The 24,058-nt window shown below is 65.6% G+C and carries 20 protein-coding genes and 1 pseudogene; 5 read left to right on the top strand and 16 right to left on the bottom strand.

Annotated elements, in window-relative coordinates; translation table 11 throughout:
- Positions 1-423 precede the first annotated feature (423 nt).
- The 3 genes and pseudogenes from WH265_RS12650 (at position 424) to WH265_RS12640 (ending at position 3,495) form a co-directional block, all read left to right on the top strand.
- Positions 424-1,245 carry a response regulator transcription factor gene (locus tag WH265_RS12650; RefSeq protein ID WP_158400513.1) on the top strand — a complete coding sequence of 274 codons (822 nt, stop codon included), beginning with the start codon at positions 424-426 and terminating at the stop codon, positions 1,243-1,245.
- Positions 1,246-1,413: 168 nt separating this feature from the next.
- Positions 1,414-2,721: pseudogene (locus tag WH265_RS12645) on the top strand (sensor histidine kinase); the annotation flags it as partial.
- Positions 2,722-2,877: 156 nt separating this feature from the next.
- Positions 2,878-3,495 carry an ATP-binding protein gene (locus tag WH265_RS12640; RefSeq protein ID WP_339558736.1) on the top strand — a complete coding sequence of 206 codons (618 nt, stop codon included), beginning with the start codon at positions 2,878-2,880 and terminating at the stop codon, positions 3,493-3,495.
- 9 nt (positions 3,496-3,504) lie between these two features.
- Here WH265_RS12640 and WH265_RS12635 read toward each other — a convergent pair whose 3' ends face one another.
- Genes WH265_RS12635 through WH265_RS12620 form a run of 4 tightly spaced genes read right to left on the bottom strand, consistent with a single transcriptional unit; the run spans position 3,505 to position 7,429 of the window.
- Positions 3,505-4,284 carry an ABC transporter permease gene (locus WH265_RS12635; protein WP_339558511.1) on the bottom strand — a complete coding sequence of 260 codons (780 nt, stop codon included), beginning with the start codon at positions 4,282-4,284 and terminating at the stop codon, positions 3,505-3,507.
- Positions 4,281-5,501: an ABC transporter substrate-binding protein gene (locus WH265_RS12630; protein ID WP_339558510.1), complete on the bottom strand. Its 1,221-nt coding sequence runs from the start codon at positions 5,499-5,501 to the stop codon at positions 4,281-4,283. Before WH265_RS12630 ends, WH265_RS12635 begins: the two co-directional genes overlap by 4 nt.
- A 39-nt stretch (positions 5,502-5,540) precedes the next feature.
- Positions 5,541-6,347, bottom strand: coding sequence for an ABC transporter ATP-binding protein (locus tag WH265_RS12625; RefSeq protein ID WP_339558509.1), 807 nt, complete (start codon positions 6,345-6,347; stop codon positions 5,541-5,543).
- Positions 6,344-7,429: an acyl-CoA dehydrogenase family protein gene (locus WH265_RS12620; RefSeq protein ID WP_339558508.1), complete on the bottom strand. Its 1,086-nt coding sequence runs from the start codon at positions 7,427-7,429 to the stop codon at positions 6,344-6,346. The genes WH265_RS12625 and WH265_RS12620 overlap by 4 nt, the downstream gene beginning before the upstream one ends.
- Before the next feature lie 374 nt (positions 7,430-7,803).
- Here WH265_RS12620 and hisD point away from each other — a divergent pair, with 374 nt between their 5' ends.
- Positions 7,804-9,090: a histidinol dehydrogenase gene (gene hisD, locus WH265_RS12615; protein ID WP_339533686.1), complete on the top strand. Its 1,287-nt coding sequence runs from the start codon at positions 7,804-7,806 to the stop codon at positions 9,088-9,090.
- 116 nt (positions 9,091-9,206) lie between these two features.
- On the opposite strand, the gene WH265_RS12610 is transcribed toward hisD, so the two are convergent.
- The 6 genes from WH265_RS12610 to WH265_RS12585 form a co-directional block, all read right to left on the bottom strand.
- The gene (locus WH265_RS12610; protein WP_339533687.1) at positions 9,207-9,566 is read right to left on the bottom strand and encodes a RidA family protein; all 360 of its coding nucleotides are present in this window, start codon (positions 9,564-9,566) and stop codon (positions 9,207-9,209) included.
- A gap of 86 nt (positions 9,567-9,652) precedes the next feature.
- The gene (locus WH265_RS12605) at positions 9,653-10,339 is read right to left on the bottom strand and encodes a GntR family transcriptional regulator (RefSeq protein WP_339533688.1); all 687 of its coding nucleotides are present in this window, start codon (positions 10,337-10,339) and stop codon (positions 9,653-9,655) included.
- A gap of 12 nt (positions 10,340-10,351) precedes the next feature.
- Complete coding sequence (locus tag WH265_RS12600; RefSeq protein ID WP_339558507.1) at positions 10,352-11,590, bottom strand: NAD(P)/FAD-dependent oxidoreductase; 1,239 nt, start codon at positions 11,588-11,590, stop codon at positions 10,352-10,354.
- Between the two features lie 17 nt (positions 11,591-11,607).
- The gene (locus WH265_RS12595; RefSeq protein ID WP_339558506.1) at positions 11,608-13,353 is read right to left on the bottom strand and encodes an ABC transporter permease subunit; all 1,746 of its coding nucleotides are present in this window, start codon (positions 13,351-13,353) and stop codon (positions 11,608-11,610) included.
- Entirely contained in the window at positions 13,350-14,468 is a 1,119-nt protein-coding gene (locus WH265_RS12590) for an ABC transporter ATP-binding protein (protein ID WP_445228526.1), read from the bottom strand. The genes WH265_RS12595 and WH265_RS12590 overlap by 4 nt, the downstream gene beginning before the upstream one ends.
- A gap of 57 nt (positions 14,469-14,525) precedes the next feature.
- The gene (locus tag WH265_RS12585; RefSeq protein ID WP_339533691.1) at positions 14,526-15,602 is read right to left on the bottom strand and encodes an ABC transporter substrate-binding protein; all 1,077 of its coding nucleotides are present in this window, start codon (positions 15,600-15,602) and stop codon (positions 14,526-14,528) included.
- 375 nt (positions 15,603-15,977) lie between these two features.
- On the opposite strand from WH265_RS12585, the gene WH265_RS12580 reads away from it, so the two are divergent.
- Positions 15,978-16,805: a helix-turn-helix domain-containing protein gene (locus tag WH265_RS12580; RefSeq protein ID WP_339558505.1), complete on the top strand. Its 828-nt coding sequence runs from the start codon at positions 15,978-15,980 to the stop codon at positions 16,803-16,805.
- A gap of 21 nt (positions 16,806-16,826) precedes the next feature.
- On the opposite strand, the gene WH265_RS12575 is transcribed toward WH265_RS12580, so the two are convergent.
- The 6 genes from WH265_RS12575 to WH265_RS12550 all read right to left on the bottom strand — a co-directional run bounded on the left by WH265_RS12575 (position 16,827) and on the right by WH265_RS12550 (position 24,055).
- On the bottom strand, positions 16,827-18,971 hold the full coding sequence (locus tag WH265_RS12575) for a WG repeat-containing protein (RefSeq protein WP_339558504.1): 2,145 nt from the start codon (positions 18,969-18,971) through the stop codon (positions 16,827-16,829).
- Between the two features lie 214 nt (positions 18,972-19,185).
- Positions 19,186-19,797 carry an alkylhydroperoxidase domain protein gene (locus tag WH265_RS12570; protein ID WP_445228525.1) on the bottom strand — a complete coding sequence of 204 codons (612 nt, stop codon included), beginning with the start codon at positions 19,795-19,797 and terminating at the stop codon, positions 19,186-19,188.
- Complete coding sequence (locus tag WH265_RS12565; RefSeq protein WP_339558503.1) at positions 19,794-20,462, bottom strand: CMD domain protein; 669 nt, start codon at positions 20,460-20,462, stop codon at positions 19,794-19,796. Before WH265_RS12565 ends, WH265_RS12570 begins: the two co-directional genes overlap by 4 nt.
- A 20-nt stretch (positions 20,463-20,482) precedes the next feature.
- Positions 20,483-21,589, bottom strand: a complete 1,107-nt coding sequence (locus WH265_RS12560) for a putative FMN-dependent luciferase-like monooxygenase (protein ID WP_339558502.1) — start codon at positions 21,587-21,589, stop codon at positions 20,483-20,485.
- Complete coding sequence (locus WH265_RS12555; protein WP_339558501.1) at positions 21,549-23,192, bottom strand: ABC transporter ATP-binding protein; 1,644 nt, start codon at positions 23,190-23,192, stop codon at positions 21,549-21,551. Before WH265_RS12555 ends, WH265_RS12560 begins: the two co-directional genes overlap by 41 nt.
- Complete coding sequence (locus WH265_RS12550; RefSeq protein ID WP_339558733.1) at positions 23,189-24,055, bottom strand: ABC transporter permease; 867 nt, start codon at positions 24,053-24,055, stop codon at positions 23,189-23,191. Before WH265_RS12550 ends, WH265_RS12555 begins: the two co-directional genes overlap by 4 nt.
- Positions 24,056-24,058 lie beyond the last annotated feature (3 nt).

Genomic DNA, 24,058 nt, shown 5'->3' with positions numbered 1-24,058 from the left:
TGCGGCCAAGCGTCGCCAGCGCCTTGGCACGGTCGCCGAGCATGGCCACCACTAGGCAGTGCCATCTATAAGAAGACGGTATATAGCGCCCCCGCGTCGCACTGGCTGGGGCAGCGCAGGGATCGGCACGGCACCCTCGGGACTGGAAAATAGGTAACATTTCTTGTTATCTAGTTTCTCTATAGGCATCCGAAAATTCAAAAAAATACCAAAGACATTTTTTAAAAAACAGAGAAAATCAGCCTTTACAGAGGTACTCATGGGTCTAAACCCCGTTTTCACAGGCTTTGTAAAGCACCCCGCATGGATGCCGCAGTTAACATTGATTTAAAACAAACAAGCAACATGCCAGACACCATGTGTGACAATTAACAACCGTTAAAGGTGTATCAAGGTCCAACAGAAGCTATGAGCAATGCTGACATGCAGTCTCCACATGTGTTGATCGTGGATGATGATCCAGACCAGCTCCGTTTGCTGGTCGCCGCATTGCGCAATACCTCGTACCGGGTCAGCGTCGCACTCAATGGCGACCAGGGCTATGCCCGGGCAGCGGTGCTGCTGCCTGATTTGATCTTGCTCGATGTACGCATGCCAGGGCGCAACGGCATCACGATTGCGCGCCTGCTCAAGACCAACCCGGCGACCCAGCACATCCCCATCATTTTTCTGTCGGCCCTCATCGAGCAGGACGACCGGCTCTCGGGCCTGCGCGCCGGTGGCGTGGACTACATCACCAAGCCCTTTTTTGTCGAAGAGATCCAGGAGCGCGTGCGTATCCACCTGATGCTGGCCCGGCAAACCGTGGCGCAGGCGCAGGAGGGGCACTTGGGCCAGGCCGAGCGCGCCGCAGCGCCGCCAAGCCAGTCTCCGGCCAACCTCACGCTCAAGCAGGTGGCGACCGAATACATCCTGGGCAATATCCAGGACCCCGACTTGAAAAGCTCGGACGTTGCCGCCAGCCTGGGCCTGTCCATGCGGCGCCTGAACATGGTGTTCGAGTCCAGCGACGGACTGTCGGCCTTTGAATTCATCCGCCAGGAGCGCATGCGCCGAGCCGCGCTGATGCTGGCCCAAAGCACCTTGAGCATTGCCGATGTGGCGCTGGAAGTGGGCTATCTGAACTCGGCCAACTTCTCCACCGAGTTCAAGAAGTTCTGGCAAAAATCGCCCACCCAGTTGCGCAGCGAGTGCCAGGCCGACCCTGAGGTGCTGCAACAATTGGTCGCCTCCAAGTTCCACTGAGGCCGGGGGCCTGCCCGCATCTGCCCCGGTGCCCTGTATCGGCGCCCTGCACCCGTGGCCTGCACCTGCCACCTGACTCTGCGCATCACCAAGACCATGGACATACCCGCCCCGCCTTCGCCATTCGCTGACCCAAGCAGCGCTGCCACCCGCAAGCCGCCCGCTGCGATGAAACGCGGCCGGGAGATGCTGCCCCTGGTGCGCCGCGCCACCGTTGCGCTCGTACTTTTCTGGCTCTGCCTGGTGGCAGGTCTGGGCTGGTGGCTATCGCAGCGCGTGGCCACGCAGTGGACCCAAAGCCAGGCCTCCAGCGCCGCCTATGAGGCCGAGACCACGGCGCGCGTGGTGGACCGGCTTTTCACCCAGATGGTGAGCGTGGCCAATATGGTGGCCAGCCAAAGCCAGGTGATCGAGCTGGCCACGCGCTACCGCACCGACCCGCCAGGCCTCGAAGCGCTGACCCGCCAGCAGCGCGCGGCCCAGTTCACCTCCGACCCGCTGGTGCGCAAGGTGGGCGACTTCATGGACGCGCTGGGGGCCGACCTGCGCTACGCCCGCATCTACCAGAACAACCTGTCCGACGACACGATCACGGCCAGCAACTGGGCGGCACCCGACAGCATCGTCGGCATGATCTACTCGGGCCGCATCTACCTGAACAATGCCTTGCGCGATGGCAGCGGCCATTCCTTTGGCATTGCGCGCATCAACAAGACCCCTTCCTACTTTGTCGCCAGCCGCATCGACGATGCCCAGGATGTTGTGCAGGGCTCCGTGACCGTCAAGTTCGATGCGCCCGATATGGCGCACTACCTGACGGGCCGGCATATTGCGCTGATCGTCAACCGCCAGGGGCGCGTGACCACCAGCTCGTCCGAGCCCTTCATGCTGCGCAATGTGGCGGCGCTGTTGCCCGCTGGATTCCTGCACCCCCGGGACGACGGAGATGGGGAAGACCTGGGCGAGGCCATGGCGATCCAGCCCATGTCCACCCACAACCGATCGGACCAATGGCTGATCGACGGAACGCCCTATGTCATCAAGCACCAGCCGCTGACCAACACCCAGTACGAGCTGATGACGCTCGCATCGCTGGAGCCCCTGGCTGCCATCCGCGAGCAGCACCTGTGGACCGCCATTCTGGTCGCTGCGGTCGGCACCGTGCTGATCCTGCTGTCCTGCCATATCCTGGGCCAGATGGTGGTGCGCCGCCAGGATGAGAAGTACGCGGCCATGGTCACCTCGGCCCTGAATGCCGACCTGAGCACGGCGCTGAGCGACGCCCAGACCAAGGAGCGCCAGAAGGTGGAAGTGCTGGGCTATATCGGCCATGACCTGCGCGCGCCGCTCGCAACGATCAAGGGCTACTCGGATCTGCTGCTGACAGAAGCCCCCGACAAGCAGCAGGGCCTGGTCAAGACCATCCAGCGCAGCGTCAAGTACCAGCTGGACCTGATCGACGAGCTGCTGGAATATGCCAAGTCCGAGCTGCAACCGCTGGCGGTGCGCCCCGCGCCCCTCGATCTGCAGGCGCTGCTGGACGACATCTCCGACTACGCCGTCTCGCTGTGCTCGCAGCAGAACAACCACTTCCACAGCCATGTCAGCGGCGCCCTACCCCGGCGCATCGCGATGGACGGCAAGCGCCTGCAGCAGGTGCTGCTGAACCTGGTCTCCAATGCCGCCAAGTTCACCCGCGATGGCGTGGTGACCTTGTCGGTCAACGCCCGCCAGGACGGCGAGTTCTGCGTGCTCCATGTGGCCGTGGCCGACACCGGCATCGGCATCGACCTGGCCCAGAAGCCCGATATCTTTGATGCCTTCCAGCAAATCCAGACCGAGGGCGGCAGCACCGGGCTGGGCCTGTTCATCTCGCAGCGCATTCTGATGGCGATGGGCGGCAGCCTGGAGGTGAGCAGCGCCGCCGGCCAGGGCACCACCTTCTCGTTCGAGCTCTCGGTGCCTATCATCGACGGCAGCGGCGCAGCGGCCACGGCGCAGCCGGGGCAGCCGGCCCGCACAGCGCTGGCGCCCGTCGCTGCGATAGCCACCCCTGGCGATGCCGCGCTCGATGAGCTCGCCGAGCTGGCCCTGCATGGCCGCCTGACCGATATCGAAGGCTGGATCAACCGCCACACCGATCACACCGCCCATGCGCTGTTCACGGCCCAGCTGCTGGACCGGCTGGAGCAGTTTGACTTTGCCGGCATCCACCAGTTGGCACTGCAGAGCAAGCGCGGCGCCCGCTGAGCCGGGCGCTCAGCCCTGCTGGCCGCGCTGCATCCAGCGGCTGCTGATGGCCCGTGCCAACCAGTCCAGCACAAAGCCCAGGCAGCCGATGACGACAATGCCGGCCATCAGCTCGTCATAGGCCAGGCGGTCGCGCGTGTCCAGCACAAAATAGCCCATGCCGCTGGAGACGCCCAGCATCTCGGCGGGCACCAGCACAATCCATCCAATGCCCACCGCCAGCCGAAAGCCGGTGAGGATATGGCTGATGCAGCCGGGCAACACAACGCGGGCAATGGTCTCCCAGCGCGTGGCCGACAGGCTGTGCGCCAGCCGCATCCAGGCCGGGTCCAGCGCAGCCACACCGGCAGCGGTGTTGAGCATGATGGGCCAGACGGTGGCAAAGCTGAGCAGAAAAATCACCGGTGCCTCGCCCACGCCCAGCGCCATCACCGCCAGCGGCATCCAGGACAGCGGCGAGACCATGCGCAAGAACTGAAAAGTCGGCCCGCTGATGCGCGCAAAGAGCGGCGACAGCCCCAGGCACAGCCCCAGCGGCACGCCCATGGCCAGCGCCAGGGCCAGCGCAATCGCAATGCGCTCCAGGCTCATGCGGATATGCGGCCACAGCTCGCCACTGCCCAGCAGATGCACGAGCGCCTGGAGCCCGGCCTGCGGCGCAAAGGCGGCGCGGATGGCCTCCACATCGGACAGATGCCGGGCCGCCACCGCCCACAGCGCCAGCGTGATGGCCATGCCCAGCAGCGGCCAGGCCAGGCGCGCCGCCCAGCGTTTGCCAGCCTGCATCATGCGGCAATCACTTCCTTGCGGCTGAAGTCATCGGCATGGCCAAAGGCCTTCAAGCCGCCCACCTGGCTGAGCGCCTGCTTGACAAAGCGGTCATCGACCAGGTCCTTGGCAGCAAAGGCCGGGTCCAGCTCGCGGATAAAGTCCACATTGCCTTCCATCAAGGTGCCCTGCATGGCCTTGACCAGCTCCTGCGTGTAGCTGGGGAAGGGATAGGGCTGGAAGTCGATGCGGCGCTGGTTCCACTCGGGGTGCTGTAGCACGCCCTTGGCGCGGTACTGTTCGAAGTCCTTCAGGTCAAACACCTTTTGCAGCACCGGCAGCGGGTGCGGCGTGTACTTGTTGGCGCCGTCCTTGGACATCAGCTCGGCCGTCTCGCCCATGTGGTCGCGCGTCCACAGCTGCGCCTTGACGATGGCCGTGGTCACGCGCTGCGCCCATTCGGGGCGCTCGGCAATGTCGCGCTCGGACAAGGTCACCAGACAGCAGGCATGGTCCTTCCAGATATCGCCCAGGAAGCGCGCCACCTTGGCCACGCCCATGGTCTCGGCCACCGCGTTGAACGGGTCGGCCACGATAAAGCCGGACACCGATTTGGAAGCCAGCGCAGCCACCATCTCGGCGGGCGGCACGATCACCAGGTTCACCTCCTTGGCGCCCAGCGCCGTGCCCTTGGGCTTGCTGACCGGCGTGAGCCCGTTCTTGCGCAGCACCTGCTGGATGAGGATGTTGTGGATCGAGTACCAGAACGGAATCGCAAACGTGGTGCCCGCCAGATCGGCCACGCTGTTGATGTTGGGCGCCACGGTGATGGCCGAGCCGCTCATATGGTTCCAGGCCACCACCTTGGCACCAAACTTGGAGCCATAGCGCACCGACAAGGTGGTGGGCGACAGCAGGTGCACCACATTCACCTGGCCGGCAATAAAGGCCTCGATCAGCTGCGCCCAGCTGCGAAACAGGCGCGGCTTTTCCGTCTGCAGGCCTTCGGCCTCAAACAGCTTGCGGCTGTGCGCCACAAAGAAGGGCGTGGCATCGGTAATGGCCAGGTAGCCGATGCGCACGGGCACATCGTCGCCCTTGAACTTTTGTGCGAAGGCATCGCCCGCGCGCAGCAAAGGCGTGGCCGCTGCGCCGCTGATGGAGGCAATGCGCAGCCAGTCGCGCCGGCTGATGCCGCAGTCGCAGTGGCTGGAGGTGCAAATGTGCTGGTAAGTCATGGTTCTCTCTCCTCGTCGTTGGGGTGTGTCTCAGGTTTGTCAGATGGCCGTGGCCTGCCCGCGCAGGCTTTGCAATGCATGCAAGATCTCCAGCCGCATCGCAGCGACGCGCTCGTCGTCCATGCGCCGTGGGTGGGGAATGTCGATGCGCCAGCTCTGCACGATGCGGCCAGCGCCGGCTTGCACATCGGGCGTGCTGCCCATCAGCAGCACCCGGTCTGCGACCAGCAGGGCCTCGTCGATATCGTGGGTGACCAGGAGCGCGGCGGTATGCCAGCGGTGCACGACCTCCACCAAGAGCGCCTGCATGTCGCTGCGGGTCAGCACATCAAGCGCCGAGAATGGCTCATCGGCCAGCAGCAGGCGCGGCTCGCGCGCCAGCGCCCGGGCCAGCGCCGCGCGCTGGGCCATGCCGCCCGAGAGCTGGGCCGGAAACAGCCGCTCCTTGCCCTTCAAGCCCACGGCCTCGATGCTGGCCTGCACGCGCTGCGCAATCACCGGCTGCGTGGCCGTGGGCTGGTGCTTGAAATCCAGGCCAAAGGCCACGTTGTCCTTTACATTCAGCCAGGGCAGCAGGCTGGCCTGCTGGAACACCACGGCCGCGCGCGGGTGCGGCGCCCGCAACGGCGTATCGAGAAACTGCAGGGTTCCCGCATCGGGCGGTTGCAGCCCCGCCAGCGTGCGCAGCAAGGTCGATTTGCCGCAGCCACTGCCGCCCAGCAGCGCCACAATCTCCTGGCTGTCGATATCGATATCGATACCGGCAAACACCGGCTGGCCGGCCCGGTAGCCATAGGCCAGGCCCCGGCCCTGCAAGGCCTGGCGGGGTGCAAGGGCTGCCGTCATGCCGACACCTGCGCCGCTTGCTGGGCCAGCTCGCCCTCCAGCTGCGTCAGACTGGGCGTGACAATCGGGATAAAGGCCGACTCGCGCCAGCGGCGGCCAAAATCGGGCTGCTGGTCCTGCAGATAGGCGCGGCCGCCGGTCGCCTGCAGCTCCAGCTGCAGCGCTTGCTGCACGAGGCCTGCCAGGCGCATGCGCAACGCAAACAAGGGGCTGACATCGGCGACCCAGCGGTCATCCAGCACCCCGTCCAGCAGCTCGGCCTCGATCTGGCCCAGCAGCTTCTGCGCCTCAGCCACACGTTCGTGCAAGGGGCCTCGCGCGCCGCCCCCCTGGGCAGCAGCCTGCAGCGCGGCCCGCGCCAGCCCGATCGACAACGCACACTGCATGCCCAAAAAGCCTGGCCGCGCGGCCTTCAGGTACGGAGGCCCGGCCTGGGCCAGCAGCGCATGCGCGGGCACCACCACCTGGTTGAGCTGCAGCGCAGCGGTATTGCTGGCGCGCATGCCCAGCAGGTCCAGATCGGGCGAGCGCACCAGGCCCGGCAGCCCGCTCTCCAGCGCCATCACCATCGGCAGACCGCCGCCTTCGGGCTGCACGGCCGCAGCCACGACAAAGCCCTGGCTGCGCACGTTGGAAACCCAAGGCAGCACGCCATCGAGGCTCCAGCCTTGCGCCAGTGGCTTGGCCTGCACCTGCAAGGCCTCGATGCGCGAGAGGAACTTGATCACATTGGAGAGGCCCACCGCCCCGGCGATCTCACCGCGCAGCAAGGCATCCCACCAGCGCTCGCGCGCGGCCTCATTGCCGCTGGCTTGCAGGTAATGGATAAAGGCGCGCTGGCTCCAGAACACAAAGGCCGTCGTCAGCGACAGGCTGGCCACCTCGGCGATCGCGGCAATGGCATCGCGCACATCACCACCATGGCCCCCTTGTGCGACCGGCAGGCCGGTGCGCAGCAGGTCATGGTGGGCCAGCATCGGCAGCACGGTGCTGGCCAGCTCGGCCTGGGTATCGAGCACAAAGGCGCGCTGTGCGATATCGGTTCTTGCGCTGTCGGTCAGCAAGGGGGTGGAAGTGCTCATCGTGTTGGGAGGCCCGCACGGTCGTCTCAGACACACCGGCTGCCGCAGCCCGCCCAGGAGAGCGGTTGGAGAGCACCCGTCGCATGGTCAGTCGCCGGACCGGCAAAAAGTCATGGTGGGAGCGCGGGCAGGCCCCGCGCGAGGATGCTGCAGTCTAACGCAACTGCCTTATAGGCTTATTTGACCGAGCACAGCTTGGCAAGGCATCAGCCCTGCCCTTGCCGGCGTCTGACGCACTGTGACGCAGCCACTGCGTCAGCCAGGCACGCCAATGCGGCGGTTGCGAAATTGCCCGCACCCAGGCTGCTCGCCACAATGAAGCAGCGTCGGCATCTCGCCCCCGCCCTCAACGACCCATCGGCACCAGGAGCCCCATGATTCGCCAACTCAAATCCGCCAAGCCTGCCGCAGCACAAAACGCCATCAGCGCCGAAGTGAGCGCCGTCGTCTCCCAGATCATCGCGGCCGTCGCCGAACGCGGCGATGCCGCTGTGCGCGACTATTCGCAAAAGTTTGACCAGTGGTCGCCCGCCAGCTTTCGCCTCAGCGCCGCCGAGATTGCCAACTGCGTGGCCGCGCTGAGCGAGCAGGAAAAGCACGACATCCAGTTTGCCCAGGCGCAGGTGCGCCGCTTTGCCCAGGCCCAGCTGGCCAGCCTGTCGGAGGTGGAGATCGAGACCCTGCCCGGCGTCATCCTGGGCCACAAGAACATCCCGGTGGAATCGGTGGCCTGCTATGTGCCGGGCGGCAAGTACCCGCTGATCGCCTCGGCCCATATGGGGGTGGTGACGGCCAAGGTCGCCGGGGTCCAGCGCATCGTGGCTGTCGCCCCGCCCTTCAACGGCCAGCCCAATGCGGCCATCGTCGCGGCCATGCACTTCGCCGGTGCCGATGAGATCTACTGCATCGGCGGCGTGCAGGCCGTTGCCGCGCTGGCGCTGGGCACCGAGGCCTTTGCGCCGGTGGACATGATCGTCGGCCCCGGCAATGCCTATGTGGCCGAGGCCAAGCGCCAACTCTTTGGCCGCATCGGCATCGACCTGATCGCCGGCCCGACCGAAACCTTGCTGATCGCCGACGACAGCTGCGATGTGGAAATGGCCGCCGCCGACCTGCTGGGCCAGGCCGAACATGGCACCAACTCCCCCACGATCCTGGTCACCACCTCCGCAGCGCTGGCCGAGGCCTTGCCGGCAGAGATCGAGCGCCAACTGGCGGTGCTGCCCACCGCCGCCATTGCCGGCGTGGCCTGGCGCGACTATGGCGAAATCATCCTCTGCGACACCCAGGAGGAAATGCTGCAGGAAGGCAACCGCATCGCTGGCGAGCATGTGCAGATCCTCACCCGTGACCCGGACTATTTTCTGCACAACCTGCGCAACTACGGCGCGCTGTTCCTGGGTGCGCGCACCACCGTCTCCTATGGCGACAAGGTCATCGGCACCAACCACACCCTGCCCACGATGCGCGCCGCACGCTACACCGGCGGCCTGTGGGTGGGCAAGTTCATCAAGACCTGCACCTACCAGCGCGTGCTGACGGACGAGGCCTCTGCCAGCATCGGCGAATACTGCTCACGCCTGTGCGCGATGGAGGGCTTTGCCGGCCACCAGGAGCAGGCAGACCTGCGCGTGCGCCGCTACAAGAAGCAGACCGCCTGAAAGCATAAAGGCAGCGATCCATCGCTGCCTTGCATCGAATGGCCGCTGTCTGCCCCGCCACAGCCGGCCGGGTGTCGCAGCGAAGCGCCTGTTGTCTACACAACAGGCGCTTTGCATTACACCGGGCAAGCGGCGGTCAGCACCACCTCAATGCCCGTCTTGGGGTTGGCCATGTATGCCTGCACCGTCGCACGCGATGGGCACTTTCCAGCAGGCACCCAGGCATCCCACACCGCGTTCATGTCTGCAATCTGCTGGATATCGCGCAAAAAGATCTGACAAGACAGGATCTGGCTCTTGTCGCTCTGCACCTGGGCCAGCAAGCGGTCGATGGTGGCCAGCACCTCAGCGGTCTGGGCTTTGATGTCCTGGTCGATCGTCTGACGCGGCACCTGGCCGGCGAGGTAGGCCACGCCGTTGTGCACGGAGATATCAGACAGGCGGACGCCTACATTGGTACGAGGAATTTCTTTCATGGCTCTTGAGATAGTGGTGCGCAGAGGCGCGGGGGGAAATGCCGACCGATGGTCGGTACGGGGTCTTGCGCCGAAGCACAAACTTTTCAAATCGTCAGCAGGTCCTGGTGACGGGCAAGCGCCTCCAGCACCGATATGCGGCTTCGCTCCACACCTTGCAGGGTTTCTTCCGCTGCGCCCACGCTGTCACCATGCAGCAGCTTGTCGATGATGGCGTTGTGCCCGCTCTTCCAGGCGTCCGACCGCTGCGCCACGCTGACGCTCAGGTAAAGCACGCGCAACGACTGCTCATGCAGCTGGGCCAGCATGGTGGCCAGGCGCTGGTTTCCGCATGACCTGGCAATACCGATATGGAAGTCCGCATTGGCGCGCAAAAACGCACGCTTGGCGACCGTGTCGCTCAGGTCATAGGCTCTTTGGCAGGCGCCATTGAGCGCGGTCAGGTAGACCTTGGAGACCTTGCCGGCAGCCAGCCGGGCCGTCTCCGGCTCGATCAGGCAGCGCGCATCGTAGATCTCGTTGACATCCTGGATCGTCAAGGGTGCGACGATATGGCTGCGGCGCGGCTGGCTCTGCAGCCAGCCGGCCTCCCTCAGCCGGGTCATGGCGCTGCGGACCGGCGCTTTCGAGAGCCCGTAGTCGTTCGCAACGCTGGCCTCCGAGAGTTCTGACCCCGGCAGCAGCTCGCAGCTGATGATGCGTTGCTTGATGGCTTCAAAGACCCGCTCCTGCAACGGTGTGCCGTCCATGCCCATGTCCAAAACAGCGACCATTTGGGGCTCCGGCTAGAGATAGCGAGCCGGCGAAAAGGCCGACCAGGAGGGCTCTGGCGCGCCGCCAGCAAGCAGATGGGCAACGGCCCGGCTGGTAAATGCCGCACCCGACAGGCCCACATGCCCATGGCCAAAAGCGCAGACGATGTTCCTGTGCTGTGGGTGTGCGCCAATCAGTGGTAGAGAATCCGGCGTGCAGGGTCGATGTCCCATCCAGCGCGAGCCGCTGACCTGCTCCAGGCCAGGAAACATCTGGGCGGCCACCTTGTGCAACAGTGCAAAGCGCCGCTCATTGGGTTTGGCATCCAGACCCGCTATTTCGGCGGTACCGGCAAAGCGCAGGCCTGCGTCCATCGGCGTTGCCAGTGTCTTGCGCTCCTGCCAGAAGACATTGCGGCCGAGCGCACTGCCCTGGTAGGGCATCTGGATGTGGTAGCCGCGCTGGCTCTCCAAAGGCGCCGATGTGCCCAGCGGCCGTAAGAGCGCGTTTGACCAGACCCCACCAGCGAGCACCACCTGGTCGGCCAGCAGGGGGCTGCCCAGGCCATGCACCAGCACCCCGTCAGGCCCGGGCTCAATCCGCGAGACCTCGGCCTGCAGATAGCGGGCGCCTGCGGACACGCTGGCTTCCACCAGACGCTGCACAAATCCCTGTGGGTTGGAGCAATGCCCATGGCTGGGCAGGTAGACGCCATGCTTGAAACGCGGGCTCAGCTGGGGCTCGAAGGCCTGGATCTCGCTGCCAGCCAGCACCTGCTGCGCCAGTCCCAGCGCACGCCGCGCTGCAATCGCGCCCTGCTCCTTCGCAAAGCCCGCATCGCTGTCAAACACATAGAGCTGTCCAGCATGGTGGATGAGCTGCTCCGACCGGGAAAACGCGATCAGCGGCGCATAGTCCTCAAACACAGCCCGCATCATCGTGCGCACGCCTTGCGCAGCCTGGCTGCTGCGCGCCGCTGAACCTTCGCGCAGAAACCGCAGCAACCAGGGCAGTGCCCGGGGCAGGTATTTCCAATCCACCACCAATGGTCCCTCCGGGTCCAGCATCCAGCCCGGAATCTGCCGGTACATGTCGGGCGTGGCCAGCGGAAAGCTGATGGTGGGGCTGAGCCCACCGGCATTACCGAAGGAGCAGGACATACCCGGCAGCACCCGGTCAATGACGACGACCTTTCTACCCGCCATCGTCAGCCGCGCTGCACATGCCGCACCGACGATGCCGGCACCAATGACAACAATCTCTTCAGCCATAGGGAGGCTTTCCTTCTTCAGGCAAAACGGCGCCGGGCCAACGCAGCACGCGCCAGGTAGGCAGCGGCCATGACCAGCAGAACACCTGCAAACAACAGCACCGATACCGCGGCCAGCGAGGGGCTGACCTTGAGCAGGGCGTCATCCCACATCTGCTTGGGCAGTGTCGTGAATAGCCCGCCACTGACAAACAGCGACAAGGTCAGGTCATCGAACGACGTGGCAAAAGCAAAGATCAGCGCGGACACAACGCCCGGCATGATGATGGGCAAGGTCACCCGGCCCAGCCTGGCGCCTGTGCGCGCCCCCAGCACGGCAGCCGCAGCATCCAGCCGCCGGTCATAGGACTTCAGGGTCGCCGTGACCGTGATGACCACATAGGGCAGCGCCAACGCGGCATGGCCCACGGCCAGGGCCAGGGACGAGCCCACCAGGTTGAGGCGGGACAGCACATAGAACAGCCCCAGCGCAATGATGATTCTGGGCAGAATGACGGGCGCCAGCACCAGGCCCAGCAGCAGCGAGCGGAATGGAAGGCGCTGATGGGCAAAGGCAAAGGCCGCAGGAATACCAATGAGGCTGGCGATCAAGGCCGCTACCGCCCCCACGCCCAAGGAACGCCAGAAGGCGGTGCCCCATACCGGCGACTGGAAGACTTCGGCATACCAGCGGGTGCTGAAACCCTGGGGTGGCCAGTCGATGAATGCACTGGTCGTGAAAGACGCAGGAATCAGGACCAGGACCGGCGCTACCATGAGTGCCACCAGCAACAGCGCAAACCAGGGTACCGGACGCTGCTCTGCGCTGGCGGAACGGAAAGGAAGCACTTGCAATACGCGGTCGCTGGCACGTCCGAGATTCCACATCAGAGCCTGTTTGAATGCGCGAATCCGGCTCAGCCTGCCACCTGCGGATTTGCTGGCTTCGCCGGCCAGACTCGACAGACCCACCAGCTTGTCATAGACCCAGTAGACGCCCAAGGTGGCCACCAGGGTGACCAGCGCAAGCGCTGCGGCCAGGCTCCAATCCATCATTTCCTGCACCTGCTGGATGATGATTTGCGCCACCATGGTCTGCTTGGGCGAACCCAATAAGGCCGGGGTGATGAAAAACCCCAGCGCCGAGACGAAGGTGGTCAGCCATGCAGCGGTGCAGCCGGCTGCACAGAGCGGGAAATACACCACGAAGAAAGAAGTACCCGGCTTAGCGCCCAAGGTCGATGCTGCAGGCATCAGGCGCCGGTCCATGGACTCGATGACCGGCAACATGGTCAAAATGGCCAAGGGCAACAGCACATGTACCAGGCCGATGATGACGCTGAGATGGGTGTACAGCAGCTCCAGGGGCTCGGCGCTGATGCCCAGCGACACCAGCAGGTTGTTGACCAGGCCATTGCGACCCAGGATCACAATCCAGGCAAATGTGCGCACCAGAAAGCTGGTCCAGAACGGCAGCAGCACACCGATCCAGAGCACTTGGCGCCAGCCTCCGGTGGTTCGCGCCAGGGCCACCGCAATCGGAAAGGCGGCCAACACGCTCAGCGACGCAGCCACCGCCGACAGCGCCGCGCTGTGCCCCATGACCTGGGCATAGATAGGCACATGGACCAGGCGTGAGAAGGCGCTGTACGAGAAGCCGGCCGGCCCATTCAAGGAGGCGAAAAGCAGGATGGCCACCGGGACGAAGACCAGCGCCAGGATGAACAGCAGAGCAGGCGACAGCAGCGCCAGGCCGCGCCATTTCACAGGGTTATCGCCAGTCATGCCTGGGCTCCAAACACCAGGCAATCCTGGGCCGTGAAAGCAGCCATCACCGGCCCCGTGGGCGCGGGCGTGCTTCGGCAGGTCAGCTGAACCGCCGACAGCCCCACACCGCCTGGCGTGTGCAGCAAGGTGCGCGAGGTAGCGCCGCAGATCACGTGCGATGCCACGGTCGCTGGCAAGGCATTCATCCCTGGTGTCAGCCTGTCAGGCGCCAGCATGCGGATGGCCTCCGGCCGCACCATCACCCGGCAGGCATCGCCTGGGTTGGCGGTATTCATCAAACGGCCTTCGAGCATGCCATGGGCATGGCGAACCTCGGCCATGCCATTGCGCACGGCCTCCACCCTGCCCTCGATGGTGTTGGACTCTCCCAAAAAGCCAGCGGCAAAGACGGTACGCGGCGCAAAGTACAGCTCCGACGGCGCGGCCACCTGCTCGATGCGCGCCTCGTTCATCAGGCAGATGCGGTCGGACATGGTCATCGCCTCTTCCTGGTCATGGGTCACATACAGCACGGTGATATTCAGTGCCTGCTGCAGTTGCCGGATCTCCATCTGCATGTGCGTGCGCAGCGATTTGTCGAGCGCTGCCAGCGGTTCGTCCATCAAGACCACCGACGGCCGGTGCACGATGGACCGGGCCAAGGCAATGCGTTGCTGCTGGCCGCCCGACAGCTCAGACGGAAAGCGGTTGCGCACCGACGGCAGTTTGATCTGTTCCAGCACCTCCTGCACCGCATCACGGATGCGGTCCTTGGGCATGCCCTTCATCTTCAACGGGAAGGCTATGTTCTCGCCCACCGTCATGTGCGGAAACAGCGCATAGCTCTGGAACATCATCCCCACATCGCGCTGGTAGGGCTGCTGGCCGGTGGCGACCTGGCCGTCGATCCAGATATCGCCCGAGCTGGGCTGGACCAGGCCGGCAATCATCATCAGCAAGGTGGTCTTGCCCGATCCCGAAGGCCCCAGCAAGGTAACAAACTCCCCTTGTCGCAGCTCCAGGTCGGAGGCACGCAGCGCATAGCTGTCGCCATAGCGTTTGGAGATGCCGCGCACCTGCAGCTTGGGCCCGGCAGCGGCCATGGCCTGGCTCGTTGTCTTGGTGGTAGTCACAGCAGTATTCATTTCCCGCATGGCATGGCTGGCAGTGGCAAGCAGCATGGTCGATCCTCAGCTGAGCAGCCAGGTGTTGAAGCGCTCGGTGACGCTGTCCTTGTTCGACGCCCAATAGCGACCGTCGAGCTGAATGGACTGGGCAAGGTTCTCGGGGAAGGCCGGCAGCATGCGTGCGCGTGCCGCATCGATATGGCTGTAGGCCTCGGGATTGGACGGGCCATAGGCCAGGTACTTGGTGTAGATCGCCTGGCGCTTGGCATCGCAGCTGAACTTGATGAACTCGCGGCAGATGGCCGCCTTGGGCGTGCCCTTGAGCATGGCGAAGCCCTCGTAGCTCCACAGGCCCTCGTTCCAGATGATCTTCACCGGTGCGCCCTCGTCAATAACGGTCTGCGCCCGGGCATTCCAAGTGGGGCACATGTCCACCTCGCCGCTCTTGAGCAGTTGCGAGGTCTGTGCACCGCCCGTCCACCAGACCTGCACATCCTTCTTGATGCTGTTCAAGGAGGCGAATGCCTTGTCGAGGTTGAGCGGATACAGGCTGTCGCCCTTGATGCCCGCAGCCAGCAGGGCCTCCTCCAAGGTATCCGAGGGATTGCGGCGCATCGCGCGGCGGCCCGGAAACTCCTTGACGTTGAAAAAATCTGCCCAGGAGTTCGGCATCTTGCGGTCCTTGAACTTGTCGGTGCGCACCGCAAGAACGGTCTGCAGAACCAGGGTTGCAATCAGGTACTGCGAGCGAAATTTCTCGGGAATCTCCGGTGCATCGACATTCACAGGCTCCAGATAGATGCCCGTCTTCGCGTCTGTCAGCACATCCGCCGATTGGCGGTTGAGCAGCGCCATGTCCCAGGCATAATTCTTGGAATCCACCATGGCCTTGATCTGCGCTGTCGGGTCCGCCTGCGCCACGATGGGCACCACCTCGATCCCCGTTGCGGCCTTGAACGGCTTGTAGAACGCTTCTGCAAAGCCCTCGGAATACGGGCCGCCCGGGTCGCGCACGACGATGCGCTTGTCCTGCGCCGAGGCCGGAATCCACAGGGCTGGGAAAGCGAGAGTGGCAGCACCGGCGACGGTGCCCTTGAGCAGGCCACGGCGAGAGGCTTGCGGTTGCTGGGGTTGAGACATAGCGGTTCCAGTGCGAAATGAAAAGGTCAGCCAGGGTTAGTACTGACATGCCACCGGGTTGCCTGACATGTCAGCCTGGGCAAAAAATACGGTCGCACATGGCAACCTCTTTTTTGCACCCGACCAACCTGCCCGCTACCGCCATCCGTCTGGAATCCTTGCCAGGCCCAGAGATGCTTGCGCGTCAGTAAGAGCCACTTTAGATGGCAGAATTTTTTCAATCAATTTCGCATCAGGCGCTTTTGACGAAGCACTGTGGCGCACTTGGTGCTTCAGCCTGTCAACTTCTTGGTGCCCCGACCCGCATGGGCTGCAAAGCAGGTCAGAATATTCAGGCCCCAAAGAAGCACATGTTCCAGAACCCGCAGGAGACCTATGCCGCACACGGACAGCCTTTCATCACTCGTCAAGAATCTGGAACTGCTTGCGGGCTCCTTTGACTCCATCTCCGATTTCTGCGAACGCATTGATGTCAACCGGCAGCAGTTCAACAAATACCTGGCGGGCCGGCACCATCCCTCGCAAAAAGTACTGGCCAAGATCGCCCGCTACTTCCACATGGAGCCCAGCGATCTCTTGCGCATGCCGGCCGATTTCAAGGCCTTCTACGAAGGCATTGACCGCGAGCCGCCCAACCTGCTGCGCTTTCCCCGGCTGCTGGGGCTGATGGATGCCGCCGATGGCAACCAGGCGGCGCTGGCGCGTTACCACGGCATGTACTACCGCTACCACTGCTCGTCCATCATGAAGGGCAAGGTGCTGCGCTCGGTCACCACCATCTTCGAGCGCGATGGCCGCACGCTCTACCGGACGGTGGAGCGCTTTCCGATGTCCAACGGCCTGGGGGGCAGCAGCTGGTTCTCGTTTGTCTACCATGGCTTTTGCGTGCTGCTGGGGGACCGGATGTTTATGCTGGACTTTGAGAGCAAGCAGAAAAACGAGCTCACCTTCAGCGTGCTGACGCCGCAGCACCGCACCCCCGCCCGCTTCCTCTACGGTCTGGTGACCGGTGTGGCCTCCACGTCCTTCCGCCAGCCCTTCTCAGCCCGCGTCGCCTTGATGCGCGAAGGCGCGGCCGGCTCCTGGCGCAGCCATCTGCGCAGCTGCCAGATCCTGGCGGCGGATGACCCGTCGATACCCGCCGAAATCGCCGCCTACCTGCGCTGCCAGGAAGGCGGCGTCATGCTCGGGGGCGAGGGCTAATCAGCGCTGCGCAGTCCGCCATCAGGGCGCCGTCAAGGCCTGGGCGCGCAGCCATTGCTCGCGCATCTGCGCCTCCAGCGCCAGCAGGCTCTCGGGCGAGCCGCCGCCGCCGACGGCCTGGATGCCCTGCAGCTGCTGCTGGATCTCGGGCTTGGCCAGCAGCTGGGCCACAGCCTGCTGCAGTTCGCGGTTGGCGGCGGCATCGGAGTTGGCAGCGGCCCAGAGGATGAAGTGGTCGTAGACCGCCAAACCTGCCAGCAAGGCATGGGCGCCCAAGGTGGGCCAGGTGATGCCATCGAGGCTTTGCGGATGGGCCGGGTCGGCCGTGGTGCCCAGCACCCGCAGCTGGCCACGCCGCACCGCAGTGGCTACGCCATTCACAGGCGCCAACACCAGCTCTACCGCATGCGCCTTCGTCACCACATCGGAGTCGGGGTACCTGCCGGGAAAAACCACGCGCTGCAGGTCCACGCCGCTGCGCGCCAGCAACTGGGCCAACGCCAGCGGACCGATCCAGCCATCCTCTCCGGTACCCACCCGCAACCGGCCCGGGTGGGAACGGGCGTAGGCCAGCAGATCATCGGTGCTATGGATGCCCAGCGCATCGGCCTGGGTGCTATCGATGGCCAGCACCAAGGGCTGCGACGCAACCAGGGTCACCGGCTGCAGCGATCGCAGCGCCGTATCGATGGGGGGCCCTTGGTGCAGGCCCGGGAGTCCGCCGCGCGGAAGGGTCATGGCGGTGAACAGAACCTGGCGGTTGCCGCCTTGGGCAGCCAGCCGCTCGTAGTCGGCCACGCTGGCATCGGGCAGATGTGTCACCTCGACCTGGCGGCCCAGCAGCGCCGGCAAATGGGCGGCCAGCATCTGGGCATAGTGGCCGTTGCGGCCACCGGCGGGCGATGGCACGGTGATCTGCAGCGGCAGCTGCGCCTGCGGCGCCAGCCACTGGCCGGCATCGTTCATCAGACCATAGCGGATGGCCCACTGCCCGGCGGTCGATGGATTGCGCACCAGCGCCTCGGCCACCCAATAGCGGCCCATGCGCCAGTACTGCCGGACCATCGGCCACGCGTCTTGCCAGCCGGGCGGGCGCCAGTCCTCGGAAAACGGCGCTGCCACCACCGCGTAGCCATGGCGAAAGCGGCGCGCCTCATGGAACTGCGGCGCAATCACCCAGTGACCGCGTGCATTCTGGTAGCCCCAGCGCCCGGTCGCCGCGTCCTTGGCGGAGCGCAACCCCTCCCCACCCTGGCTGCGCTGCAGGCGCTGCCAGCGGCACACCCGGGGCGTTTGGGCGTCGCGCAGCAGGCGCAGCCCGGCGTTGCTGCACAGCTGGATGCGGCGCTGCGCCGTCGCATCGGGCAGCATGCCAAAGATGAACGGAATCACCATGCGCCCTTGCGGATCGATCAGGCCCGAGCCGGTCGAGCCCGGTGTGACGATCTGCTTTTTGTAGTCCATCCACTGCGCGGTGGTGATATCGCTGGGCGGCACCGGCGCGAGCCAGCGGCCCCGAGCATCGCGCAGGCCCGGCTGCGCATACACCAGGTCCAGCTGGAGGTCCGAGGGCAGGGGCTGGGCATCGTCCGGCATCAGGTAGGCGAGCGCATCGGCGGAGAACACCGCGTTGGTGGTGCTGCCGTCGCAGGTGAGCGGCGGCACGGCCCAATGGCCTTGCGCATCCAGGCGCCCGTAGGCGGTGGTGGCCTCCAGTGTGCCGCCTGGCTTGTGCTGCACCAGCCAGACCTTGGTAGCGGGCTGCAGCACCTTGTTGACGCTGGAGTTGCTGATGGATTCGACCCGCAGCACCTGCCAGCGGCCATTGCAGAGGCTGCGCGCGGACGGCGCCAGAAACAGCGTGCGGCCGTCCAGGGCATCGAACAAGGCGGGGGCCAGTGCCGTGTCGGGGTCAGGGTTCAGGCTCAGCCAGCGCAGGCGATCGACCAGGCGGGGATCAAAGCGGGTCTGGAACATGAAGATCTCTGCCCAGGGTGGCGCAGACGACGACACCGGCTGCATCTGCCAGTGCTGCTGCATCGGCAAGGCCCGCTCGGGGTGGGCATACAGATCCTGGTAATCGGGCGGTGCAGCCTGGGCGCTGGCGAGGCCCAGGCTGAGCGCGAGCAGCCCCAGCCAGGCACGCAAGACTTGCAAGGCGCTCATACCGAGCCCCTGGCCCGCCGCCCGGGCACGGACAGCTGCTGCAGTATGCCGCCACTAGAAGGATGCAGAGGAAAGAGCATGAGGCCATGGACCAAAAGGGATACAGCGCCAAAGTATCCGCTTTTTCTTCTGCCGCCCGGCGGCAACCTTCGCAAGAAAAAACCCTGGGTGGCACCGCGCCTCCTCCCAGGGCTTTTCAAGCTGCTTGGCCGCTCTAGGCCGGTGCCGTCTCCAGCGCTGGCTCGCCCAGGCTCAGCATCAGCCGGTTGGCCCAGTTGAAGAAGGCCGCGCCTTGCAGCGCATCGGCAATCGCATAGTCATCCAGCCCGGCTTGGCGCAGGCCATCGATATGCGAAGCATCCAGCGCCAGCGGAGTCTCGGTCAAGGCGACCGAGGCGGCAACAATCGCATTCCAGCGTGGACCCAGATCGGCCTGCACGCCATCATCCAGCAGCTTTTGCACAACTTCCTCGCGGCGCGAGAAATGCGAGGCAAAGCGTGCATGCACCGAGGCGCAGTAAATACAGCCGTTGAGGCGGGATGTGGCTGCAGCGGCCAACTCGCGCTCGGCGCGGGGCAGGCCCCCATCGGGGTTGTAGAAGATGTCCTTGTCGGTGCGGGTGCGCGCGCCCAGGGTGTCGGGATCGCGCGCCAGCAGCCGAAAGTACGGCGACTTGGCACGCGCTGCATCGACCAGGCCGTCAAAGTGCCTCGGGGTCAGCTCGGCCTCGGGCAGGGGCTCGATCCAGGGCAGCCAGTCCAGCTGGGCCTGGGTAAAGACCTGGGGCGCGGTACTGTTCGGGTAGTGCAGGGTCTGCTTGCTCATACCGCGCTCTCCTCGGCGGTGGGTTGTTGGGCGGATGTGGCTGGAGCGGGATGCGCCTGCAACAGGCGCAGGCCCGCCACCACGCGGATCTGAAAGGCCAGGAAGGACACCAGCTGCGACAGCACCACGATGTCGGTCTCGCTCCAGCCGGCATCGAGCAAGGCCTGCAGATGCGCGGGCTGGGCATCACGGGGGTGGAAGACCAGCAGATGCGCATGCGCCAGGCCGGCGGACAAGCGCTCGCCCAACACGGCGCGGCTCTGCGCGCCCACCGCATAGACCGGGCCTGCCTGGTCTTCGGCGCTCAAGGGGCCTTGCGGGTACTGGCCGTAAGGCCCCCGGCCCAGGCCTTGCGCCACTTCGGCATCCACGGCTTTGCCCAGCGCCAGGCTGGCCTGGGCGGCCAGCGCATCGCGGTAAAAGCGCTGCACCTGCGGCTGCTGGTGCAGGCCGGCCACAAAGGCGGCAACGGCCAGGCGCTCAGCCAGCGGCCAATCGCTGCTGAGCGGCGCGCGCGGCGCCAACAGCGCCAGAAAGCTTTGCTGGGCCTGCTCGCGCGCCTGCAGCCGGTGGCGGCGCACGGCATCCAGATGGCTGCCCGGCGCTATGCCGGCGAGCTGGTCAATCACATCATCGCCAGGCGATGGGTTCCATGCAGAAGTCATAGCGGTATCACTCCAAAAAATCAGGCCAGCGCCGGTACTGGCAGGGGATAAGAGGCGGCCGCCGGTGGCACCAGTGCATCCTCGCGCTGCCAGCCCAGCGCCGGCGCCACGTACTGCGCGGTCAGCGCAATCGAGCGCAGGATGTCGGCATGCGGCGGGTCGATCGAATGCACCTGGAAGGAGATATCGGTCGCCCGCGCCAGCGCCGTGTCGGCGCGCAGCGAGGCAATCACCTCATCGGGCGTGCCCACATGCACGTCGTAGGCGGCCAGCAGCTGCGCCAGCGGTGCATCGGTGCCCCACTGGCTGGCCGGGCCGCCCGGGTTGGCAGCCGCTGCACGCGCCAGGCTGCGGCGCAGGCCCAGCTCTGCCAGCTGCAGCGCACGCTGGCGGTCCTCGGCCACAAACAGAGTGCGCGATCCCAGGATGCGCGGCGCAGCACCTGCCGGCAGCGCGGCCAGGTAGGTGTCGATCAAGGGGTTCTGGATATCAGCCAGGCTGGCATGCGGTGCCTCGGCGCTGCGCGGTTGGGTGCGCGAGAGCATCAGCCCGTCGCCAGCCAGGCCGGCGCGCTCGGCCCCGGCGGCCGAGAACGTCGCCTGCCAGATGCGCGACAACAGCTGCGGCCCTGCCGGGTAGAGGCGATCGCCGCCGGGCAGCGGCAGCCCCGCCCAGGCATTGCGCAGCACGGCCAGGTGCTGCGCATAGATGCGGGCGCGGTCGTCGCTGCGCAGTCCAAAGGCGCTAAAGGATTCGGGCGTGCCACCGGTGCCCACGCCAAACTCCAGCCGGCCGCCCGAGAGCAGATCGAGCACCACCGCGTCTTCGGCCACCCGGATGGGGTTTTCCATCGGCAAGGTGACAATCCCGGTGCCCAGCCGGATGCGCTGCGTGCGCGCGGCCACATGGCTCAGAAACACCAGCGGTGCAGGCAGGCCGCCTTCGGCTTCATGAAAGTGGTGCTGCGCCACCCAGGCCGTGTCAAAGCCATGGGCCTCGGCATGCTGGATCTGCGCGGTCACCAGGCGGTAGCGCTCGGCGGCGCTGGCCTGGTCCAGCAGGCGGCTGAAAAAGCCCAGGCGTTTTCTAGGCGGCGAGTGCGGGGAGAGGCTCTGGTTCATAGGCATGCTTTTTTCCGGGAATGGCGGCGATCAGCTCGCGCGTATAGGCACTGCTGGGGCGCGAGAACACCTCGTCCACCGGCCCGGCATCCACCTGGCGGCCGCCCTGCAGCACCGAGACGGTGTCGGCAATCTGGCGCACCACGGCCAGGTCGTGCGAGATAAAGAGATAGGTCAGTTGCAGCTCACGCTGCAGCTGGTCGAGCAGCGCCAGAATCTGCGCCTGCACGGTCACATCGAGGGCGGACACGGCCTCATCGAGCACCAGCACGCGGGGCTGCAGGATCAGCGCCCGGGCAATGGCCACGCGCTGGCGCTGGCCGCCCGAGAGCGCACGCGGCCGGCGTGTCAGCACCGCAGGCGGCAGGCCCACGCGGGCCAGCATGTCATGCACGCGGCGCTCGCGCTCGGCCGGCGCCAGGCGCTCAAAGTTCAGCAACGGCTCTTCGATGATCGCGTAGATGCTCTGGCGCGGATCGAGCGAGCTGAACGGGTTCTGGTAGACCAGCTGCACGGTTTTGCGGAACTGGCGCAAGGCCTCTCCGCGCAAGGCCGTCACATCGACCCCTTCGACCGTGATGCTGCCCGATGTGGGCTTGCCAAAGCCGACCACATCGCGGATGGTCGTGGTCTTGCCCGAGCCGGACTCGCCCACGATCGCATGCGTGCTGCCCCGTGGCACGTCAAACGAGATGCCATCGACGGCACGGAACAGGCCGCGCTGGCCCGCCACCGCAAAGTCATGCACCAGATCGCGCACCACAATCGCCGGCTCAGCATCCAGCGCCCTGGGCGCCCGCGCCGGCGCCGTGCCCAGCGATGGCGCATCTGCCAACAATTGGCGCGTGTAGCGGCTTTGCGGATTGCGCAGCACATCGGCCGTGGGCCCCTGCTCCTGGATACGGCCGGCCTGCAGAACGACCAGGCGGTTGGCGCGGTCGGCGGCCACGCCCAGGTCGTGCGTGACCAGCAGCACGGCGGTGCCAAACTCGCGGCGCAGGTCGTCGATCAGATCGAGAATGCGGCGCTGCACCGTCACATCGAGCGCGCTGGTCGGTTCATCGGCAATGATCAGCGCTGGCTGCAGCGCAATCGCGATGGCAATCAGCACGCGCTGCTTCATGCCGCCCGAGAGCTCATGCGGAAACTGGCGTGCGCGCAGCTCGGGCTGCGACAGCCCCACTTTTTGCAGCAGCTCCAGCACGCGCTGGGCAATCTGCTTTTTGTCGCGCCAGCCATGCAGGCGCAGCATCTCGCCCACCTGGTCGCCCACGGTGCGCACCGGGTTCAGCGAGGTGGTCGGATCCTGCGGAATCAGGCTGACCACCTTGCCACGCAGTGCTTGCAGTTGGCGCTGCGACCAGCCTGCTACATCGGTTCCATTGATGCGGATGCTGCCCGCCTGCACCCGGCCGTTGTCGGCCAGCAGGCCCATGATGGACTGGGCAGTGGTCGTCTTGCCCGAGCCGGATTCGCCCACCAGGGCCAGCACCTCGCCGGCGGCGATGGAAAACGAGACCTCGTGCACGGTGCGCTGCTCGGCCTGGCCATCGTGGTAGGCGATCGACAGGTTCTCGACCTGCAAAACGGGAATGGCGCTGTCCGTCATGCGCGCCTCCGGGTCAGATCGGCGCTGATATGGTTGGCCGCCAGCACCACCGCTGCCACCAGCAGGCCGGGTGCGGCCGTCAGCCACCAGGCGGTGGAGATGTAGTTGCGGCCTTCGGCAATCAACAGGCCCCATTCGGGTGTGGGTGGTGGCGCGCCATAGCCCAGAAAGCCCAGGGTGGAGATCGCCAGAATGGCCGAGCCAAACTGCAGCGCCGCCAGCGCGATCACCGAGGTCAGCGAATTGGGCAGCACATGGCGCCAGAGTACAGCCGCAAAGCGCCCACCACTGCCCAGTGCGGCCTCCACATAGTCAGAGCGGCGCACACGCACCACTTCCGAGCGCAGCAGCCGCGCAAAGCTGGCCACCGACACAACCCCCACGGCCAGCGCCGCGTTCACCGTGCCAAAGCCCAGGATGATGATCACCGACAGCGACAGCAGCAGCGAGGGCACCGACAGCAGCACATCGACGATGCGCATCACCACATCCTCCACCCAGCCGCCCGTAGCGCCTGCGACCAGGCCCAGCAAACTGCCCAGCACCAGGCCCACAGTGACGGCCACAAAGGCGCCGCTGAGCGAATGCACCGCGCCATAGACCAGGCGCGCATAGCTGTCGCGGCCCAGCGCGTCCGTTCCCAGCCAGTGGGCGGCGCTGGGCGCCTGCAGCTGCTGGCCGGCGGTGCCCAGCACCGGGTTGTAGCTGGTAAACAGGCCCGGTGCGATGGCCCACAAGGCCACCAGCGCCAGCACACCCCAGGCCAGCAACAGGCCCAGCGGCGCGGCGCGCAGGCGCTGCAGGGCGGCAGCAAAGATCGCAGCCAGGCGCGGCGCGGCAAGCCGCTGCGCCGGCGCCTGCACCGC

This window comes from Comamonas sp. MYb396, from assembly GCF_037479555.1.
Taxonomy (GTDB): domain Bacteria; phylum Pseudomonadota; class Gammaproteobacteria; order Burkholderiales; family Burkholderiaceae_C; genus Comamonas.
The sequence above is the reverse complement of the archived record's forward strand: the minus strand, read 5'-3'. Positions and strand labels throughout refer to the sequence as shown.

What these genes read in the sequence shown, in the direction of transcription:
- WH265_RS12570 (WP_445228525.1), bottom strand. Translation starts at nt 19,797, where the DNA reads ATGAGCAAGCAGACCCTGCACTACCCGAACAGTACCGCGCCCCAGGTC.
- WH265_RS12585 (WP_339533691.1), bottom strand. Translation starts at nt 15,602, where the DNA reads ATGTCTCAACCCCAGCAACCGCAAGCCTCTCGCCGTGGCCTGCTCAAG.
- WH265_RS12620 (WP_339558508.1), bottom strand. Translation starts at nt 7,429, where the DNA reads ATGAGCACTTCCACCCCCTTGCTGACCGACAGCGCAAGAACCGATATC.
- WH265_RS12630 (WP_339558510.1), bottom strand. Translation starts at nt 5,501, where the DNA reads ATGACTTACCAGCACATTTGCACCTCCAGCCACTGCGACTGCGGCATC.
- WH265_RS12555 (WP_339558501.1), bottom strand. Translation starts at nt 23,192, where the DNA reads ATGACGGACAGCGCCATTCCCGTTTTGCAGGTCGAGAACCTGTCGATC.
- WH265_RS12600 (WP_339558507.1), bottom strand. Translation starts at nt 11,590, where the DNA reads ATGGCTGAAGAGATTGTTGTCATTGGTGCCGGCATCGTCGGTGCGGCA.
- WH265_RS12595 (WP_339558506.1), bottom strand. Translation starts at nt 13,353, where the DNA reads ATGACTGGCGATAACCCTGTGAAATGGCGCGGCCTGGCGCTGCTGTCG.
- WH265_RS12640 (WP_339558736.1), top strand. Translation starts at nt 2,878, where the DNA reads ATGGACGGCAAGCGCCTGCAGCAGGTGCTGCTGAACCTGGTCTCCAAT.
- WH265_RS12560 (WP_339558502.1), bottom strand. Translation starts at nt 21,589, where the DNA reads ATGCCTATGAACCAGAGCCTCTCCCCGCACTCGCCGCCTAGAAAACGC.
- WH265_RS12575 (WP_339558504.1), bottom strand. Translation starts at nt 18,971, where the DNA reads ATGAGCGCCTTGCAAGTCTTGCGTGCCTGGCTGGGGCTGCTCGCGCTC.
- WH265_RS12610 (WP_339533687.1), bottom strand. Translation starts at nt 9,566, where the DNA reads ATGAAAGAAATTCCTCGTACCAATGTAGGCGTCCGCCTGTCTGATATC.
- WH265_RS12565 (WP_339558503.1), bottom strand. Translation starts at nt 20,462, where the DNA reads ATGACTTCTGCATGGAACCCATCGCCTGGCGATGATGTGATTGACCAG.
- WH265_RS12650 (WP_158400513.1), top strand. Translation starts at nt 424, where the DNA reads ATGCAGTCTCCACATGTGTTGATCGTGGATGATGATCCAGACCAGCTC.
- WH265_RS12625 (WP_339558509.1), bottom strand. Translation starts at nt 6,347, where the DNA reads ATGACGGCAGCCCTTGCACCCCGCCAGGCCTTGCAGGGCCGGGGCCTG.
- WH265_RS12605 (WP_339533688.1), bottom strand. Translation starts at nt 10,339, where the DNA reads ATGGTCGCTGTTTTGGACATGGGCATGGACGGCACACCGTTGCAGGAG.
- WH265_RS12635 (WP_339558511.1), bottom strand. Translation starts at nt 4,284, where the DNA reads ATGATGCAGGCTGGCAAACGCTGGGCGGCGCGCCTGGCCTGGCCGCTG.
- WH265_RS12580 (WP_339558505.1), top strand. Translation starts at nt 15,978, where the DNA reads ATGCCGCACACGGACAGCCTTTCATCACTCGTCAAGAATCTGGAACTG.
- hisD (WP_339533686.1), top strand. Translation starts at nt 7,804, where the DNA reads ATGATTCGCCAACTCAAATCCGCCAAGCCTGCCGCAGCACAAAACGCC.